This window comes from Elioraea tepidiphila DSM 17972, assembly GCF_000378465.1.
GTDB lineage: Bacteria > Pseudomonadota > Alphaproteobacteria > Acetobacterales > Acetobacteraceae > Elioraea > Elioraea tepidiphila.
On record NZ_KB899915.1, the window covers coordinates 167,466 to 182,576 of the forward strand.

Consider the following 15,111-nt stretch of genomic DNA (forward strand, 5'->3'; position numbering starts at 1 on the left):
CACACCCTTTCCCCCTGCGCGACTCGCCTCGTTCGGCGGCGCAGCATGTCCAAAACTACGCGAGCCGTGTTGCCTGGACAAGCATTCCAGCGCAGCGCAGCATGCCGCGCCTTCTGAAACAGAGGATGAACATCACCATGCCGGCGACCGATCCGGGCACGTCCGAGGCGCTTCTCGACAGCCTGCGCCAGTGGGTCGAGATCGAGACCCCGACCACCGACCCGAACGCCGTCAACCGCCTGATCGACAAGGCGGAATCCGGCCTGCGCGGGGCCGGCGCCGAGGTCCGGCGGATCGCAGGGCGCGACGGCTACGGAGACATGCTCCGCGCGCGGATCGGCCATGCCGAGGGCAAGGGGATCCTGATCGCGGGCCATCTCGACACGGTCTGGGCGCACGGAACCCTCGCCGCGATGCCGTTCCGGGTGGAGGGCGAGCGCGCCCACGGCCCCGGCATCTACGACATGAAGGCCGGCTCCTTCCTCGCCTACCACGCGGTGACGTCGCTGTTGCGCCAGAAGGTCGCGACCCGGCTGCCGGTCACGCTGCTGCTCACCCCCGACGAGGAGGTCGGCAGCCCCACCAGCCGGGCGCTGATCGAGGCCGAGGCGCGCAACGCCGCCTATGTGCTGATCCCCGAGCCCGCGGGCCCGGGCGGGGCGGCGGTGACCGCGCGCAAGGGCGTGGGCCGGTTCGAACTCGCGGTCACCGGTGTGGCAGCGCATTCGGGCGGCAATTTCGAGGACGGCGCCTCCGCGGTGGTGGAACTCGCGCACCAGATCCTGGCGATCAACGCGATGGTCGATCTCAAGCGCGGGATCACCACCAATGTCGCGCCGATCGCCGGCGGCACGCGGCCGAACGTGATCGCGCAGGAGGCGTCCTGCGAGATCGACCTGCGCGTGCCCACGGTCGAGGACGGTGAACGCTGCGAGGCCGCGATCCTCGGCCTCACGCCGAAGAACCCGCGCTGCCGCGTGACCGTGACGGGCGCGATGAACCGCCCGCCCTATGCCGAAAGCCCGGCCGTGCTCGGACTCTACGAGCGGGCGCGCGCGATCGCGGCGGGGCTCGGCTTCGATCTGCCGAAGCAGCACCGGGGCGGCGGCTCTGACGGCAACTTCACCGCCGTGATGGGCATCCCCACGCTGGACGGGCTCGGCTGCCCCGGCGCGGGCGCGCATGCCGATCACGAGCACATCCTGTGGCGCGAGCTCGCGCCCCGCGCCGCGCTGATGCTCGGGCTCCTGGAGACGCTGCACTGAACCCCATGCGCATCCTCGTCACCGGCGGCGCGGGCTTCATCGGCTCGGCCGTGGTGCGCCATCTCGTGCGCGATGTCGGCGCGCGGGTGCTGAACCTCGACAAGCTCACCTATGCCGCGAACCTCGCCGCGGTCGAGAACGCGGTGTTCTCGCCGAACTACGCCTTCGTGAAGGCCGACATCGCCGATGCCGAAGCCGTCGGGCGCGCGATCGCCGAGTTCCGCCCCGACGCGATCATGAACCTGGCCGCCGAGACGCATGTCGATCGCTCGATCGACGGCCCCCTCGCCTTCGTGCAGACGAACGTGATGGGCACGGCGGCGCTGCTGCACGAGGCGACGCGCTACTGGCGCGGGCTCGACCCGGCGGCGCGCGCGCGGTTCCGCTTTCTCCAGGTCTCGACCGACGAGGTCTATGGCGCCCTCGGCGAGGAGGGGGCCTTCACCGAGGCCTCGCCCTACCGCCCGAACTCGCCCTACGCCGCGTCCAAGGCCGGGGCGGATCATCTCGCGCGCGCCTGGTTCCGCACCTACGGCCTGCCGACGCTGATCTCGAACTGCTCGAACAACTACGGGCCGTGGCAGTTCTGGGAGAAGCTCATTCCGCTGATGACCATCAAGGCCGTGCGCGGCGAGAAACTTCCGGTCTATGGCGACGGGCGCCAGGTGCGCGACTGGCTCTATGTCGAGGACCACGCCGAGGCGCTGCATGCGATCCTGACGCGCGGGACCCCAGGCGAGACCTATCTCGTCGGCGGCGGCGAGGAGTGCCGCAATCTCGATGTCGTCAGCGCGATCTGCGACCTGGTGGACGAGCTGGAGGGCGTGCAGCAGGAAGGGCCGCGACGGCGGCTGATCTCCTTCGTCCCCGACCGGCCGGGCCACGACTTCCGCTACGCGATCGACTGCACGCGGATCGAGCGCGAACTCGGCTGGAAGGCGGGGCAGCGCAGCTTCGCCGAGGGGCTGCGCCGCACCGTCACCTGGTATCTCGAACACCGCGGCTGGTGGGAGGACGGGATGCGCGAGCGCTATGACGGCGGCCGGCTGGGCGTGACATGAAGGGCATCATCCTCGCCGGCGGCGCCGGCACGCGGCTGCATCCCATGACCAGCGTGCTGTCGAAGCAGCTGCTGCCCGTCTACGACAAGCCGATGATCTACTACCCGCTCAGCACGCTGCTGCTGGCGGGCATCCGCGACATCCTGGTGATCACCACGCCCGAGCACGAACCCTTGTTCCGCGCCCAGCTCGGCGACGGCTCGGCGTGGGGCGTGCGGCTCTCCTACGCGGTGCAGCCGAAGCCCGAGGGGCTGGCGCAGGCCTTCCTGATCGGCCGCGACTTCATCGCCGGGGAGCGCGTCTGCCTGATCCTCGGCGACAACATCTTCCACGGCGACGGGCTGCAAACGATGCTTGCCCGCGCCGCCGCGTCCGACGAGACCGTGGTGTTCGCCTACCACGTGCGCGACCCCGAGCGCTTCGGCGTGGTGTCGTTCGACGCCGATTGGCGGCCGGTGTCGATCGAGGAGAAGCCGCGCGCGCCCAAGTCGAACTGGGCTGTCACCGGGCTCTATTTCTATGGCCCCGACGTCTCGGACGTGGCGGCGCGGCTCAAGCCGTCGCCGCGCGGCGAGCTCGAGATCAGCGACCTGAACGCGGTCTATCTCGCCGAGGGGCGGCTCGCGGTGGAGCGGCTCGGGCGCGGCTATGCCTGGCTCGACACCGGCACGCCCGAGAGTCTGATCGAGGCGGCCGAGTTCGTCCGCTCGCTGGAGATGGTGCAGGGGCTGAAGGTCGCCTGCCCCGAGGAGATCGCCTGGCGCATGGGCTTCATCGACCGCGCGGCCGTGATCGCGGCGGCCGAGCGGCTCGGCAAATCGGCCTACGGCGCCTATCTCCGCCGCCTGCTCGCCGAGGAGGGCTGAGCCAACCGCGCTTGACCCCGGGCGGCCGCGCTGCCACCTCTGGGCAAAGCCGACCCGGCCGGTCCTCGATGGCTCGGGCCGAGGGGCGAAGGAGTACGCCATGTTCATCGAGACCGAGGACACCCCCAACCCGGCCACGCTGAAGTTCCTGCCCGGGCGCACCGTGATGGCTGTCGGCACGGCCGACTTCCCGGGGCCCGACACGGCGGGCGCGAGCCCGCTCGCGCGCGCGCTGTTCGGCCTGCCCGAGGTGACGCGCGTGTTCCTCGGCGCCGACTTCATCACCGTCAGCAAGACGCACGACGCCGACTGGTCGCTGCTGAAGCCGCAGGTGCTGGGCGTGATCATGGACCATTTCCTCTCCGGCCTGCCGGTGATGGAGGGCGAGGCGGAGGACGAGGACGCGTTCGAGGTGGCGGAGGAGGATCGCGAGATCGTCGCGCAGATCCGCGAGCTGATCGACACGCGCGTGCGCCCCGCCGTCGCGATGGATGGCGGCGACATCGTGCTGCGCGGGTTCCGCGACGGCGTGGTGCAGCTGCGCTTGCAGGGTGCGTGCTCGGGCTGTCCGTCCTCGCGTGCGACGCTGAAGCACGGCATCGAGAACATGCTGAAGCACTACGTGCCCGAGGTCGTCGCCGTGCAGGCGGTGGAGTAGGCGTTGGGGCTCGACGACTGGTCGCTCGACCTGCTGTTCCGTGAGGCGCGCACCTTCTCGGCGTGGCGCCCCGATCCGGTCACCGACGATGATCTGCGGCGCGTCTGGGATCTCGCGAAGCTCGGTCCGACGAGCGCGAACTGTTCGCCGGTGCGGGTGCTGTTCCTGCGCAGCGCCGAGGCCAAGGAGAAGCTGAAGCCGGCGTTGTCGGCGGGCAATGTGGCGAAGACCATGGCCGCGCCGGTCACGGCGATCGTGGGCCATGATGTCGAGTTCCACGATCTGCTGCCGCGGCTGTTTCCCGAGGCGGATGCGCGGCGCTGGTTCGCGGGCAATCCGGACCTGCTCGAAACGACCGCGTTCCGCAACGGCACCTTGCAGGGGGCGTATCTGATCCTGGCGTGCCGCGCGGTCGGGCTGGATTGCGGGCCGATGAGCGGGTTCGACAATGCGCTGGTGGACGAGCTGTTCTTCAGGGGCACGTCGATCCGGTCGAACTTCCTGGTGAATATCGGCCGGGGTGACGGCACGCATCTGCCGCCGCGCCGGCCGCGGCTGGGGTTCGAGGAAGCGTGCAAGGTTTTGTGAGGGCGGGGGGCCATTGGCCCCCCGGACCCCCCGTGAGGGCGGCCCTCCCGTTGGTCGGGCCGCGGCCCCCGACCAACGGGAGGGGGCCCTTCCAGGGGGGCGCGGGGGGCCTTGCGGCCCCCCGGATTCTTGCCTTGGAGTGCGCGCTCGCGCGCAGCACCGCCGCCTTCGGCGATGCCTCGGCCGAGGCGCCCGGCGGCCACGGCCAGGCCGCCGCCATCGTCCTGCTCGCGCAGCAGGTCCTCGCCGACGCCACGCCCGACGCCGTCGCCGTCACCATCGGGCCGGGCAGCTTCACCGGCGTGCGCGCCGCCCTCGCCCTCGCCCGCGGCATCGCCCTCGGCGTCGGCATTCCGCTGATCCCCGTCACCACCGGCGAGGCGCTCGCCGCCGCCGCGCCCGACGGTCCCGTGCTCGCCGCGATCGACAGCCGCCGGGGGCACATCTTCCTCATGCCCTTCACCGTCGCTGGCAGCCTGCCGCACCCCACCGCACCGCCAACCGCCTGGCGCCCGGGCGACGCCCCGCCCGCCATCGCCCGCATCGTCGGCGATGCCGCGCCGATCCTCCGGCCCGACGCGCCCGCCACGTTGCCGGACGCCCGCGACGTCGCCCGCATCGCCCGCGCACGCCTCGACGGCACGCTCGCACCGCTCGACGCCACGCCGCTCTACATCGACCCGCCGGCCGTGCGTCCACCCCCGGCACTGCGCCCCGCCCCCGCGTGAGCATCGCGATCGCGCCGGCCGGCCCTGACGCCGCCGCGCTGCTTGCCGCGCTCCACCAGGCCGCGTTTCCCGCCGACCCGTGGAGCGAACCGGCCATGGCGCGCCTGCTCGCCATGCCGGGCGCCTTCGCGCTGATCGCGACGCTGGACGGCGAGCCCGCCGGGTTCGTGCTCGCCCGCATCGCCGCCGACGAGGCCGAGATCGTCACGCTCGGCGTCGCGCCGGCCCACACACGACGTGGCATCGGCCGACACCTGCTGGCCGCGATCGCCGCCGAAGCCGCGAAGCGCGGCGCGGCGCGGCTGTTCCTGGAGGTCGCGGAGGCGAACCAAGCTGCGCGGCGGCTCTACGCGGCAGGGGGATTCCGCGAGGCCGGCCGACGTCGGCGCTACTACCCGGACGGGGACGACGCCGTGGTGCTGGCGCGGCCGCTCACCCCGCCTTCCTCAGGGTGACGAGCCAGACATCGGACGGGGCCTCCCGCCCGGACGCCTCCGGCACGATCGAAACGACCGTGTGACCGAGCGCCTGTGCCGAGCCCGGAACGTTGCCGAGCGGCTCCTTGCCGGCGAGCCGCACCGTCGCCGTGGCGCCGGGAGGCATGCGGTCGAGTAGCAGACGCGTCCGAACGAACGTCATTGGACAAGTCTCGGTTGTGATGTCGAGAAAAAATTGCTCCGACTCGTTCTTCGGCACGTCTTGCACACCCTGTTCGACGAAAAAAACCACAACGCGCAGCAAGTTATCGTTGCGGCTTGCTACATAGCGCCTTATACACCGCCGCGACTCGTCCCGGAAGGTGAAGGCAACGGCGATGCAGGACCAGCAGTCCGACTCGAATATCCTCGAACTGACCGCCGAGATCGTCTCGGCGCATGTCAGCAACAACAGCGTGCCACTTTCGGAACTGCCTGGCCTGATCCAGGAGGTGTTCCGCACGCTCTCGGCCGTCGGCAAGGGCGCGGCGCCGGCGGAGAAGCCGCAGCCGGCGGTGCCGGTGAAGAAGTCGGTCCACCCCGATTACATCATTTGTCTTGAGGACGGCAAGAAGCTGAAGATGCTGAAGCGCCATCTCAAGACCGCCTACAACATGACGCCCGAGCAGTATCGCGAGCGCTGGGGCCTGGCGCCCGACTACCCGATGGTGGCGCCGAACTACGCCAAGCACCGCTCGACGCTCGCCAAGAAGATCGGGCTCGGCACCAAGCCCCGGTCCGGCCGGCGCGGCTGAACCGCCCGGCCCCGGCCCGGCGGGACCGACGCGTCGTCATCTGCTATACCGGGGTCGGCGCGGCCCGGAGGCCGGTTGAGCAGCCGCGGGGTGCGACGCGCCTCTGCGGCCTGCCGGTGCGTTCCGGGCTTTGCGGCTGAGGAGGGCGGATGGAGAGCCGGATCGAACGCATGTGCGTCGAACTGGGCCTGAAGATGACGGGCCAGCGCCGCGTCATCGCGCGCGTGCTCTCCGAAGCGACCGACCACCCGGATGTCGAGGAATTGTACCGGCGCGCGAGCGCGATCGATCCGAAGGTGTCGATCGCCACGGTGTACCGCACGGTGCGCCTGCTGGAGGAGAAGGGTATCCTCGAGCGACGCGATTTCGGCGAGGGACGCGCCCGCTACGACCCGACCGATCGCGGTCATCACCACCATCTGATCGACGTCGACACCGGAAAGGTGATCGAATTCGCCGACGAGGGCTTCGAGCGCATGGCCCGCGAGATCGCCGAGCGGCTCGGCTTTGCGCTCGCGTCCAGCCGGCTGCAGCTGTTCGGCCGGCGCATCGCCGCGGCAGCCGAGTCCGTCGCGGCACGGGGCGGATCGGCGGCACGCCGTCAGGCCGACCCCGACCGGCGCCCTGCACCGCGGCCGCGTGCCAGACACGCGGCCCCGAAACGAACCGGACCCGCATGACGAAGGACGTGAAGCCGCCCATGCAGTCAGTCGCCGCCATCGACGGCCCCGGGTTCGGCGAGCTGCGCGCCAACAATCTCGGCGTGCGCATCGCCGAGCGGGCGTGGGAGCTCGATGCGGCGCAGGCGTTGCGCTACCGCGTGTTCTACGACGAGATGGGCGCGCACCCGACCGCGGAGGTCGCCGCGCGGCGGCGCGATTTCGACGCGTTCGACGCGGTCGCCGACCATCTGCTGGTGATCGACCACGACCGCGGCTCCGGCGCCGACAGCGTGGTCGGCACCTACCGGCTGATCCGTCGCCCGGCGGCGGCGAAGCTCGGCGGGTTCTACTCCGCGAGCGAGTACGATATCGCGTTGATCGAGTCGTTCCCCGGCGAGATCCTGGAGCTCGGCCGCTCCTGTGTCGATGCTGCCTATCGAACGCGCCCAACCCTTCAACTGCTCTGGCGCGGCATCGCGGCCTATGTGTTCAAGCACCGCATCGACCTGATGTTCGGCTGCGCGTCGCTGCACGGCACCGACCCGGACGCGCTGGCCGCGCCGCTGACGTATCTCTGGCACAACCACCTCGCGCCGCCGGCGCTGCGTCCGCGCGCGCTGCCGCACCGGTATGTGGAGATGCGGCGCATGCCGCCCGAGGCGATCGACCTGAAGGCGGTGCTCAACGAGCTGCCGCCATTGATCAAGGGCTATCTCCGCCTCGGCGGATTCGTCGGCGACGGCGCCGTGATCGATGAACAATTCAACACCACGGATGTCTGTGTGGTGGTGAAGACCGATCTGGTCACGGACAAGTACTACCGCCACTACGAGCGGCGGCTGCGCGACGCTCTTGATTCCGAGGGGCGCGCCCCGGCCGTGCCGCCGGAGGCGTAAGCGACCGTCACCCGCCGGCGCCGAGCGCCATCTTCTCGGCGACGACGCGCGGATCGTCCGGCAGCAACTCGGCCGCGCGGTTGAGGGCCGCGCGCGCGTCCGTCGTGCGGCCCATCACGCGATAGGCGCGCGCGAGGCGGAGCCACCCTTCCGCGTCGTTCGGCGTCTCGCGCAGCCGTTCCGCCAGCCGCGTCACCATCCCTTCGATCATCGCCGCGCGCTGGTCGGGCGGCAGCTCGGCGGCGGCGGCCATCTGTTCCGCGGTCGGGCCGGGCGCGGCCTGGGCGCGCGCGCGCGTCTCGGCCTCGGCGATGCGCTCGGCCAGCATCGGCCGCCACGACGCATCCGGCGGCGAGAGCCGCTCGACCGCGCGGAAGCCCGCGATCGCCGCCTCGGTGTCGCCGGCCTGGAGATCGGCCAATGCGAGGTAGTAGCGCGCGCGCACATCGTCGGGCGCCGCGGCACGGGCACGTTCAAGCAGTCGCCGCGCCTCGGCTGTCACCCGGCCGTCGGAGGCGATCGCCAGCGTCTCGGCGAGGTCGATCGCGAGGCCGGGCTCGAAGCGGATCGCGAGCGCGCGCCGTCCCGCCTCGACCGCGCCCGCAGCGTTGCCGCGGCGGCGCTCGACATTGGCGATCAGGGCCCAGCCGCGGCGGGCGTCCTCGCTGTCGGGCGGCAGGGTGGCGATGCGCGCGCGCACCTGCGCGAGCAGCGCATCGGTCTCGGCGCGTTCCGCCTGGCGCACGGCCTGTACCTCGGCGTGCGGGAAGGCGGGCATGCCCGGCATGCCGCGCGGCAGGTAGAGCGCGAGCGCGAGCGCCGGCAGGACCGCGGCGATGCCCCCGATCAGCCAGCGCGCGGCGGCGGGCGTCTCGGCCTTCGCGGGCGTTTCGGGTGGCGCCGGCACGGCGGCGAGCAGGCGTCGCTGCACTTCCAGCACGGCGTCGCGGTGTTCACGGTCCGACAGCCGGCCTTCGGCGCGGTCGCGGTCGAGCTCGGCGAGCTGGGCGCGGTAGAGGGCGGCGTCGTGCGCCTCGCGCGGCGGCGGCGGGCGGACGCCGCGGATCGCCGGCCAGAGGACCAGAAGGACGGCGGTGAAGGTGGCCGCACCGAGGACGATCCAGTCGATCATTCGGCGGTCAGGTGCCTGAGCCGCGCGCGCTCCTCGGGCGAGAGCGGCGCGGCTTCCGGGGGCGTGGCGGCGCGGCGGCGGCGCAGATAGGCGAACGCGCCCGCGCCACCGGCGAGCAGGATCAGCGCCGGCGCGGCCCAGAGGCCGATGGTGACGGCGTTCACCGGCGGGCGCAGCAGCACGTAATCGCCGTAGCGGTCGGTGACGAAGCGCACGACTTCGGCATCGCTGTCGCCGGCGGCAACGCGTTCGCGGACGATGCGGCGGAGGTCGCGCGCGAGGTCGGCGTTGGAGTCGTCGATGGATTGGTTCTGGCAGACGAGGCAGCGAAGGCCACGGCCGATGTCGCGCGCGCGCTGCTCCTGGGCGGGGTCGGGCAGCATCTCGCGCGGGTCGACCACGGCGTGCGCTGGCGCGCAAAGCAGGAAGAAAACCAAGGCGAGGGGCCGCAAGGCCCCTCGCGCACCCCATGAGGGGCCCCCTCCCGTTGGTCGGGGGCCGCGCGCGCCGACCAACGGGAGGCGCGCCCTCCGCAGGGGGCGCGGGGGACCAGCGTGGTCCCCCGCCTTCATCTGTACCTCCTGAGCAGAGGGCGGACTTCGTCCGCCAGGATCTGCTCCGTGATCGGCCCGGCCATGCGCCAGCGCACGATCCCCTCGCGGTCGATCAGATACGTCTCCGGAACGCCGTACACGCCGAAATCCACGGCCACGCGCCCCGTGACGTCGACGCCGATGCGCCGGAACGGATCGCCATGCCGCCGCAGCCAGTCCACCGCGCCGGGATCCTTCTGCGTCCCCGTGTGGTAGTTGATGCCGAACACCGGCACGCCCTCGGCCGCGAGCCGCATCAGCTGCGGATGCTCCACCAGGCACGGCACGCACCAGGACGCGAAGAAGTTCACCAGCACCGGCCCCTCACGCGCGGCCGCGGCGATGTCCGCCGACGACAGCCCGGGCTTGTTCCATCCGGCCAACGCAGCGAGCTCGAAGCGCGGCACCTCGCGCCCGACCAGCGCCGAGGGCACGCCGCGCGGATCGAAGCTGCCGCGCTGCATCCCCGAGAGCATCGCCCAGAACCCGGCGGCGGCCACCAGCAGCGCCAGCGCCGGCAGCGCGAACAGCAGCCGCCGCGCCGTCATTCCGCCGCCACCGGCACAGGCGCACGCCGGCGCGCCGGCACACCGACGCGCAGGCGCCGATCCGACAGGCTCACCAGGCCGCCCAGCGCCATCAGCACCGCGCCGAACCAGATCCACGGGGCGAGCGGATTGAAGTGCAGCCGCACCACCGTCGCGCCGTCAGCCGTGCTCTCGCCGATCACGCCGTAGAGATCGGCGAAGCCCGAGGTGCGGATCGCCGCCTCGGTCGTGTTCATGCGCGCGACCGGATAGAAACGCCGCTGCGGCGTCAGCGCCCCGATCTCGCGCCCGTCGCGGATCACGACGAGCCGCCCCTCCGTGCCGGTCCAGTTCGGTCCGGCGACGGACGAGGTGCCCTCGAAGCGGATCGTGTAGGCGGCGATCGTCGTCGTCTCGCCCGGCCGGAGCAGCGTGATCCGCTCCGGCGCGATGCCCTTGCCGGCGATCCCGGCGACACAGATGCCGACCGCGGCATGGGCGATGATGCCGCCGATCGCCCCGCGCGGCAGCCCGCGCAGCCGGCGCCACGAGTCGCCCAAGGGCACAGCGCCGAGCTTGATCCGGTCGGCAAGGTCGGTCGCCGCCGCGAGCACCACCCAGAGCGCGACCGCGAAGCCGAGCAGCGGCAAGAGCGCGCGATCCACCGCGGCGATGTACACGACCGCGAACACCGCAACGACCGCCATGGCAAGCCGCAACCGCGCCAGCGCCGCCCAGAGATCCGCGCGCTTCCACGGCAAGAGCGGCCCGACCGCCATGGCGATCATCAGCGGCACGAACAGGGGGAACGTGGTCGCGTTGAAGAACGGCGGGCCGACCGTGATCTTCGCGCCCAGCACGAGGTCAGCGAACAGCGGATAGAGCGTGCCGACGAACACCACCGCGCACAGTGTCGCCAACAGCAGGTTGTTCAGCACCAGCGCACCCTCGCGCGAGAGCGGCGCGAACACGCCCTGCGGCACCATCGCCGGCGCGCGCCAGGCGAACAGCATGAGCGACCCGCCCACGGTCACCGCGAGCAGGATCAGGATGAACACGCCGCGGTCGGGATCATTGGCGAAGGCGTGCACCGAGTTGAGGATGCCGGAGCGCACCAGGAACGTGCCGAGCAGCGACAACGAGAAGGTCAGGATCGCGAGCAGGATGGTCCAGACCTTCAGCGCCTCGCGCTTCTCCACCACGATTGCGGAATGCAGCAGCGCGGTCGCGAGCAGCCAGGGCATCAGCGAGGCGTTCTCGACCGGATCCCAGAACCAGAACCCGCCCCAGCCGAGCTCGTAATAGGCCCACCAGGAGCCGAGCGCGATGCCGAGCGTCAGCGCGCACCAGGCGGCGAGCGTCCAGGGCCGCACCCAGCGGCCCCAGGCGGCATCCACCCGCCCCTCGATCAGCGCCGCGCAGGCGAAGGCGAAGGCGACCGCGGTGCCGACATAGCCCAGGTAGAGGAAGGGCGGATGGAAGGCGAGGCCGGGGTCCTGCAGCAGCGGGTTGAGATCGGTGCCGTCCTCCGGGATCGGCCAGACGCGCTCGAACGGATTCGAGGTCAGGATGGTGAACAGCAGGAACCCGACCGCGATCAGCCCCAGCACGCCGAGCACGCGCGCGCGCAAGCTGGCGGGAAGGTTGCCGCCGAACCAGGCGACCGCCGCGCTGCACAGCCCCAGGATCAGGATCCACAACACCATGGAGCCCTCGTGGTTCCCCCAGGTGCCGGTGAGCTTGTAGAGCATCGGCTTCAGCGAGTGGCTGTTCTGCACCACGTTCGCGACCGAGAAGTCGCTCACCGCGTAGGACCACATCAGGCAGCCGAACGAGAGCCCGACGAAGGCCGCGCCGCCGATCGCGGTCGGTGGGCCGGCGGCGATCAAGAGCGCGCCGCGCCGCTCGCCGAGCTGCGCGCCCACGAGGCTTGTCACCGCCTGCGCGCACGCGAGCAGCAGCGCGAGCACAAGGGCGAAATGGCCGAGTTCCGGGATCATCGTTTCAGTTCGTCGCCGGCGCGGTGAGCGTGTTCCACAGCGCCGCCGGCGGTGGCGGCTGGCCCGGCTGCCAGTGCCCGGCGCGCTTCAGCGCGTCCGCCACCTCGGGCGGCATGTAGGTCTCGTCGTGGCGCGCGAGCACGGTCGAGGCGGCGAAGCTGCCGTCGGGACGGAGCCGCCCTTCCGCCACCACGCCCTGCCCCTCGCGGAACAGGTCGGGCAGGATGCCGGTATAGGTCACGCGGAGCGACCGCGCGCCGTCGGTGACGAGGAACGCCGTTTCCATCCTGCCCTCGGCATTGGTGCTGCGGACCACGCTGCCCGCCTCGACCAGTCCGCCGACACGGAACGGCCGGTCGGGCGGCATGGGCTTGGCCGCGAGATCCGAGGGCGAGAAGAAGAACACGAGACTGTCCTCGAACGCGGTCAGCGTCAGCGCCGTCGCGGTGCCCAGACCGAGGCCGCACAGCAGCAGGATCCAGAGGCGGCGCTTCTTGCGACTCATGCGCCACCTCCGCCGCGCCGGCGCGGGCCGAGTGCCTCCAGACGCGCGACCTCGGCCTTCGCCGCGCGCCACTGCCGGAACGACACGGCGGCCAGCGCCACCAGCGCGCCGACCGCAACCGCATAGGACGGCCAGACGAAGGCCGCGTAGCCGCCCATGGACAGGAACTCGCTCATGCCGGCACAGCCTCCGGCGCGCGCGCCTCGGCGGCGCGGGCGAGCATCAGCGCCCGGGCGCGGCGCTCGAGGATGGTCGTGCGCATCCGCAGCAGCACGATCGCGGCGAAGGCGAACAGGAAGCCGAGGCCGGCGATCAGCAGCGGCCAGAGGATGTCCACGTGGACGGCCGGCGCGTCGAACCGCGTCACTGAGGCGGGCTGGTGCAGCGTGTTCCACCAGTCGACGCTGAACTTGATGATCGGCAGGTTCACCGCGCCGATCAGCGCCAGGATCGCGGCCGGACGCGCGGCGCGCTCGGGCTCGTCGAAGGCCGAGGTCAGGGCGATGTGGCCGAGATAGAGGAAGAACAGCACCAGCACCGAGGTCAGCCGCGCGTCCCACACCCACCAGGTGCCCCACATCGGCTTGCCCCAGAGGCTGCCGGTGATCAGGCAGATCGCGGTGAACACGGCGCCCACGGGAGCGATCGAGGTCGCGGCGATGTCGGCGAGCGGATGGCGCCACACGAGGCTCGTGAACGAGGCGATCGCCAAGCCAAGATAGCCCCCCATCGCCATCCAGGCCGCGGGCACGTGCACGTACATGATCCGCACCGTGTCGCCCTGCTGCCAGTCGCGCGGCGCGAAGCCGAGCCCCCAGACCAGCCCGACCGCTGAGACGGCGATCCCCAGCATCGCCACCCACGGCAGGACGGCGCCGGACAGCCGCATGAAGCGGCCCGGATTGGCGAAGCGGTGCAGGCTGCGGCCGCGCGGGGCTGCGTTTCCATCCATCCCGGGCGATGATATGGGCCATGGGCCCGGGTTTGAAGCGCAACCCGGCGTGTGCGGCCGCAAGGGAGACCGACGGGGATGCATTTCACCATTCAGTGCGTGGACAAGCCGGACAGCCTGGAGCTCAGGCTGGCGACCCGCCCGAAGCACCTGGAATACCTCAATGCCCACAAGGAGGCTTTCCTGCTGGTCGGCCCGGTGCTGGACGGCGAGGGCAAGCCGCGCGGGTCGCTCTATGTGGTCGATATGCCCGACCGCGCCGCCGTCGAGGCCTTCGCCTCGGGCGACCCCTACGCCCAGGCGGGGCTGTTCGAGTCCATGGTGATCCGCCCCATGCGCGTGGTGTTCAAGGACGGCCAGCAGGTCGCCGGATAACCGACGATGGCCTACTGGCTGGTGAAGTCCGAGCCCGACGCCTTCTCCTGGGACGAGCAGGTCGCGAAGGGCGTGGAGCCCTGGACCGGCGTGCGCAACCACACCGCCAAGCAGAACCTGATGGCGATGAAGCTCGGGGACCGGGCGTTCTTCTACCACTCCAACATCGGCAAGCAGATCGTCGGCGTGGTCGAGGTGGTGCGCGAGGCATACCCCGACCCGACGGCCGAGCCCGGCTCCCCTTGGGTCTGCGTGGACATGAAGGCGGTGGGCCCGTTCCCGCGGCCGGTGGGACTCGCCGAGATCAAGGCCTCGCCGCGGCTGGAGGGGCTGCCGCTGATCCGCCAGTCGCGGCTGTCGGTGATGCCGGTCAGCGCGGCGCATTGGCGCACGCTCTGCGCCATGGGCGGGTTCAAGGCGCCTTGAGCACCGCCACCGCCGAGCGCGCGCTCTGCCGGCTCGACGACATTCCCGACGGCGGGGCGAAGGGGTTCGACCCGCCCCCCGGCCGGTTCACGGGCATCTTCGCGGTCCGCCGGGGGAACGCGGTCTGGGTCTATCTCAACTCCTGCCCGCATCTCGGCGTGTCGCTCGACATCGCACCCGACCGGTTCCTCGACGCGCGGCGCCGGCACATCCAGTGCTCGACGCACGGCGCCCTGTTCCGCATCGAGGACGGGTTCTGTCTCAAGGGCCCCTGCGCCGGCGAGCGCCTGACGCCCGTCCCCGCACGCGTGGAGGAGGGGGCCGTGCTGGTCGGCCCGATCCCGGACTGAGCCAGGCGCGGACCGGCGCTAGAGCCTGATTCCTTCTGGTGGAATCGGATTGGGTGTTCCGGCGCGTTTGGTTTTCTGATTCAAGCTGCTGGCTGGGCTGGAGGCCAGCAGCCGATGACCCGAGCCCTGTCCTGTGATCTGCGTGATCGCGTCGTGGCGGCCATGCGGAATGGCGCGAGTTGCCGCGAGGCGGCCAAGCTGTTCTCGGTGAGCGTGGCGAGCGCGGTGCGTTGGTCGCAGTTGTATCGCGCGACCGGCAGCACGGCGCCGCGGCCTCATGGTGCGCGGCGACGCCC

General features: G+C 71.5%; 22 protein-coding genes. 14 read left to right on the forward strand and 8 right to left on the reverse strand.

Annotation, left to right across the window (positions count from 1 at the left end):
* Positions 1-101 precede the first annotated feature (101 nt).
* The 7 genes from F563_RS0106665 (at position 102) to rimI (ending at position 5,621) form a co-directional block, all read left to right on the forward strand.
* Positions 102-1,265, forward strand: a complete 1,164-nt coding sequence (locus tag F563_RS0106665; RefSeq protein ID WP_245557104.1) for a M20 family metallopeptidase — start codon at positions 102-104, stop codon at positions 1,263-1,265.
* A gap of 5 nt (positions 1,266-1,270) precedes the next feature.
* Entirely contained in the window at positions 1,271-2,326 is a 1,056-nt protein-coding gene (gene rfbB / locus F563_RS0106670; RefSeq protein WP_019013879.1) for a dTDP-glucose 4,6-dehydratase, read from the forward strand.
* Entirely contained in the window at positions 2,323-3,192 is an 870-nt protein-coding gene (gene rfbA / locus F563_RS0106675; RefSeq protein ID WP_019013880.1) for a glucose-1-phosphate thymidylyltransferase RfbA, read from the forward strand. Before rfbB ends, rfbA begins: the two co-directional genes overlap by 4 nt.
* A gap of 100 nt (positions 3,193-3,292) precedes the next feature.
* A complete protein-coding gene (locus tag F563_RS0106680; RefSeq protein ID WP_019013881.1) occupies positions 3,293-3,850 on the forward strand; it encodes a NifU family protein in 558 nt (185 codons plus the stop codon).
* A 3-nt stretch (positions 3,851-3,853) separates the two neighbouring features.
* Complete coding sequence (locus F563_RS0106685; protein ID WP_019013882.1) at positions 3,854-4,438, forward strand: malonic semialdehyde reductase; 585 nt, start codon at positions 3,854-3,856, stop codon at positions 4,436-4,438.
* Between the two features lie 134 nt (positions 4,439-4,572).
* Positions 4,573-5,166 (forward strand): tRNA (adenosine(37)-N6)-threonylcarbamoyltransferase complex dimerization subunit type 1 TsaB, encoded by a 594-nt coding sequence (gene tsaB, locus F563_RS23835; RefSeq protein ID WP_019013883.1) that lies wholly within the window; start codon positions 4,573-4,575, stop codon positions 5,164-5,166.
* On the forward strand, positions 5,163-5,621 hold the full coding sequence (gene rimI / locus F563_RS0106695) for a ribosomal protein S18-alanine N-acetyltransferase (RefSeq protein WP_019013884.1): 459 nt from the start codon (positions 5,163-5,165) through the stop codon (positions 5,619-5,621). The genes tsaB and rimI overlap by 4 nt, the downstream gene beginning before the upstream one ends.
* Here rimI and F563_RS0106700 read toward each other — a convergent pair.
* Positions 5,599-5,907, reverse strand: a complete 309-nt coding sequence (locus F563_RS0106700) for a sulfurtransferase TusA family protein (protein ID WP_425386934.1) — start codon at positions 5,905-5,907, stop codon at positions 5,599-5,601. The two genes, rimI and F563_RS0106700, sit on opposite strands and share 23 nt — an antisense overlap.
* 73 nt (positions 5,908-5,980) lie before the next feature.
* On the opposite strand from F563_RS0106700, the gene F563_RS0106705 reads away from it, so the two are divergent.
* From F563_RS0106705 to F563_RS0106715, 3 genes are all read left to right on the forward strand, one after another.
* Positions 5,981-6,397 carry a Ros/MucR family transcriptional regulator gene (locus F563_RS0106705; protein ID WP_019013886.1) on the forward strand — a complete coding sequence of 139 codons (417 nt, stop codon included), beginning with the start codon at positions 5,981-5,983 and terminating at the stop codon, positions 6,395-6,397.
* Positions 6,398-6,546: 149 nt separating this feature from the next.
* On the forward strand, positions 6,547-7,077 hold the full coding sequence (locus F563_RS21830; RefSeq protein WP_019013887.1) for a Fur family transcriptional regulator: 531 nt from the start codon (positions 6,547-6,549) through the stop codon (positions 7,075-7,077).
* Positions 7,074-7,955, forward strand: coding sequence for a GNAT family N-acetyltransferase (locus tag F563_RS0106715; RefSeq protein ID WP_019013888.1), 882 nt, complete (start codon positions 7,074-7,076; stop codon positions 7,953-7,955). The genes F563_RS21830 and F563_RS0106715 overlap by 4 nt, the downstream gene beginning before the upstream one ends.
* A gap of 7 nt (positions 7,956-7,962) precedes the next feature.
* Here the strand turns inward: F563_RS0106715 and ccmI are convergent, their stop codons facing one another.
* The 7 genes from ccmI to F563_RS0106750 all read right to left on the reverse strand — a co-directional run bounded on the left by ccmI (position 7,963) and on the right by F563_RS0106750 (position 13,664).
* Complete coding sequence (gene ccmI, locus F563_RS23840) at positions 7,963-9,087, reverse strand: c-type cytochrome biogenesis protein CcmI (protein ID WP_019013889.1); 1,125 nt, start codon at positions 9,085-9,087, stop codon at positions 7,963-7,965.
* Entirely contained in the window at positions 9,084-9,539 is a 456-nt protein-coding gene (locus F563_RS0106725; protein ID WP_019013890.1) for a cytochrome c-type biogenesis protein, read from the reverse strand. The genes ccmI and F563_RS0106725 overlap by 4 nt, the downstream gene beginning before the upstream one ends.
* Before the next feature lie 116 nt (positions 9,540-9,655).
* A complete protein-coding gene (locus F563_RS0106730) occupies positions 9,656-10,228 on the reverse strand; it encodes a DsbE family thiol:disulfide interchange protein (protein ID WP_019013891.1) in 573 nt (190 codons plus the stop codon).
* Positions 10,225-12,207 carry a heme lyase CcmF/NrfE family subunit gene (locus tag F563_RS0106735; protein WP_019013892.1) on the reverse strand — a complete coding sequence of 661 codons (1,983 nt, stop codon included), beginning with the start codon at positions 12,205-12,207 and terminating at the stop codon, positions 10,225-10,227. The genes F563_RS0106730 and F563_RS0106735 overlap by 4 nt, the downstream gene beginning before the upstream one ends.
* 4 nt (positions 12,208-12,211) lie before the next feature.
* Positions 12,212-12,712, reverse strand: coding sequence for a cytochrome c maturation protein CcmE (gene ccmE, locus F563_RS0106740; protein WP_019013893.1), 501 nt, complete (start codon positions 12,710-12,712; stop codon positions 12,212-12,214).
* Positions 12,709-12,888 (reverse strand): heme exporter protein CcmD, encoded by a 180-nt coding sequence (ccmD, locus tag F563_RS0106745; protein WP_019013894.1) that lies wholly within the window; start codon positions 12,886-12,888, stop codon positions 12,709-12,711. The genes ccmE and ccmD overlap by 4 nt, the downstream gene beginning before the upstream one ends.
* Positions 12,885-13,664: a heme ABC transporter permease gene (locus F563_RS0106750; RefSeq protein WP_019013895.1), complete on the reverse strand. Its 780-nt coding sequence runs from the start codon at positions 13,662-13,664 to the stop codon at positions 12,885-12,887. The genes ccmD and F563_RS0106750 overlap by 4 nt, the downstream gene beginning before the upstream one ends.
* A 78-nt stretch (positions 13,665-13,742) precedes the next feature.
* On the opposite strand from F563_RS0106750, the gene F563_RS0106755 reads away from it, so the two are divergent.
* The 4 genes from F563_RS0106755 to F563_RS25315 all read left to right on the forward strand — a co-directional run.
* The gene (locus tag F563_RS0106755) at positions 13,743-14,039 is read left to right on the forward strand and encodes a YciI family protein (protein WP_019013896.1); all 297 of its coding nucleotides are present in this window, start codon (positions 13,743-13,745) and stop codon (positions 14,037-14,039) included.
* 6 nt (positions 14,040-14,045) lie between these two features.
* Positions 14,046-14,465 carry an EVE domain-containing protein gene (locus F563_RS0106760; RefSeq protein ID WP_019013897.1) on the forward strand — a complete coding sequence of 140 codons (420 nt, stop codon included), beginning with the start codon at positions 14,046-14,048 and terminating at the stop codon, positions 14,463-14,465.
* Positions 14,462-14,815, forward strand: coding sequence for a Rieske (2Fe-2S) protein (locus F563_RS0106765; protein WP_019013898.1), 354 nt, complete (start codon positions 14,462-14,464; stop codon positions 14,813-14,815). Before F563_RS0106760 ends, F563_RS0106765 begins: the two co-directional genes overlap by 4 nt.
* Before the next feature lie 114 nt (positions 14,816-14,929).
* Positions 14,930-15,111 (forward strand): helix-turn-helix domain-containing protein (locus F563_RS25315; protein WP_245557099.1); only part of this gene is annotated, 182 nt, incomplete at its 3' end.

Excerpts from the sequence above, each read along its gene's own strand:
- F563_RS0106665 (WP_245557104.1), top strand. The coding sequence starts at position 102 with ATGCCGCGCCTTCTGAAACAGAGGATGAACATCACCATGCCGGCGACC.
- rfbB (WP_019013879.1), top strand. The coding sequence starts at position 1,271 with ATGCGCATCCTCGTCACCGGCGGCGCGGGCTTCATCGGCTCGGCCGTG.
- rfbA (WP_019013880.1), top strand. The coding sequence starts at position 2,323 with ATGAAGGGCATCATCCTCGCCGGCGGCGCCGGCACGCGGCTGCATCCC.
- F563_RS0106680 (WP_019013881.1), top strand. The coding sequence starts at position 3,293 with ATGTTCATCGAGACCGAGGACACCCCCAACCCGGCCACGCTGAAGTTC.
- F563_RS0106705 (WP_019013886.1), top strand. The coding sequence starts at position 5,981 with ATGCAGGACCAGCAGTCCGACTCGAATATCCTCGAACTGACCGCCGAG.
- F563_RS21830 (WP_019013887.1), top strand. The coding sequence starts at position 6,547 with ATGGAGAGCCGGATCGAACGCATGTGCGTCGAACTGGGCCTGAAGATG.
- F563_RS0106715 (WP_019013888.1), top strand. The coding sequence starts at position 7,074 with ATGACGAAGGACGTGAAGCCGCCCATGCAGTCAGTCGCCGCCATCGAC.
- ccmI (WP_019013889.1), bottom strand. The coding sequence starts at position 9,087 with ATGATCGACTGGATCGTCCTCGGTGCGGCCACCTTCACCGCCGTCCTT.
- F563_RS0106730 (WP_019013891.1), bottom strand. The coding sequence starts at position 10,228 with ATGACGGCGCGGCGGCTGCTGTTCGCGCTGCCGGCGCTGGCGCTGCTG.
- F563_RS0106735 (WP_019013892.1), bottom strand. The coding sequence starts at position 12,207 with ATGATCCCGGAACTCGGCCATTTCGCCCTTGTGCTCGCGCTGCTGCTC.
- ccmE (WP_019013893.1), bottom strand. The coding sequence starts at position 12,712 with ATGAGTCGCAAGAAGCGCCGCCTCTGGATCCTGCTGCTGTGCGGCCTC.
- ccmD (WP_019013894.1), bottom strand. The coding sequence starts at position 12,888 with ATGAGCGAGTTCCTGTCCATGGGCGGCTACGCGGCCTTCGTCTGGCCG.
- F563_RS0106750 (WP_019013895.1), bottom strand. The coding sequence starts at position 13,664 with ATGGATGGAAACGCAGCCCCGCGCGGCCGCAGCCTGCACCGCTTCGCC.
- F563_RS0106755 (WP_019013896.1), top strand. The coding sequence starts at position 13,743 with ATGCATTTCACCATTCAGTGCGTGGACAAGCCGGACAGCCTGGAGCTC.
- F563_RS0106760 (WP_019013897.1), top strand. The coding sequence starts at position 14,046 with ATGGCCTACTGGCTGGTGAAGTCCGAGCCCGACGCCTTCTCCTGGGAC.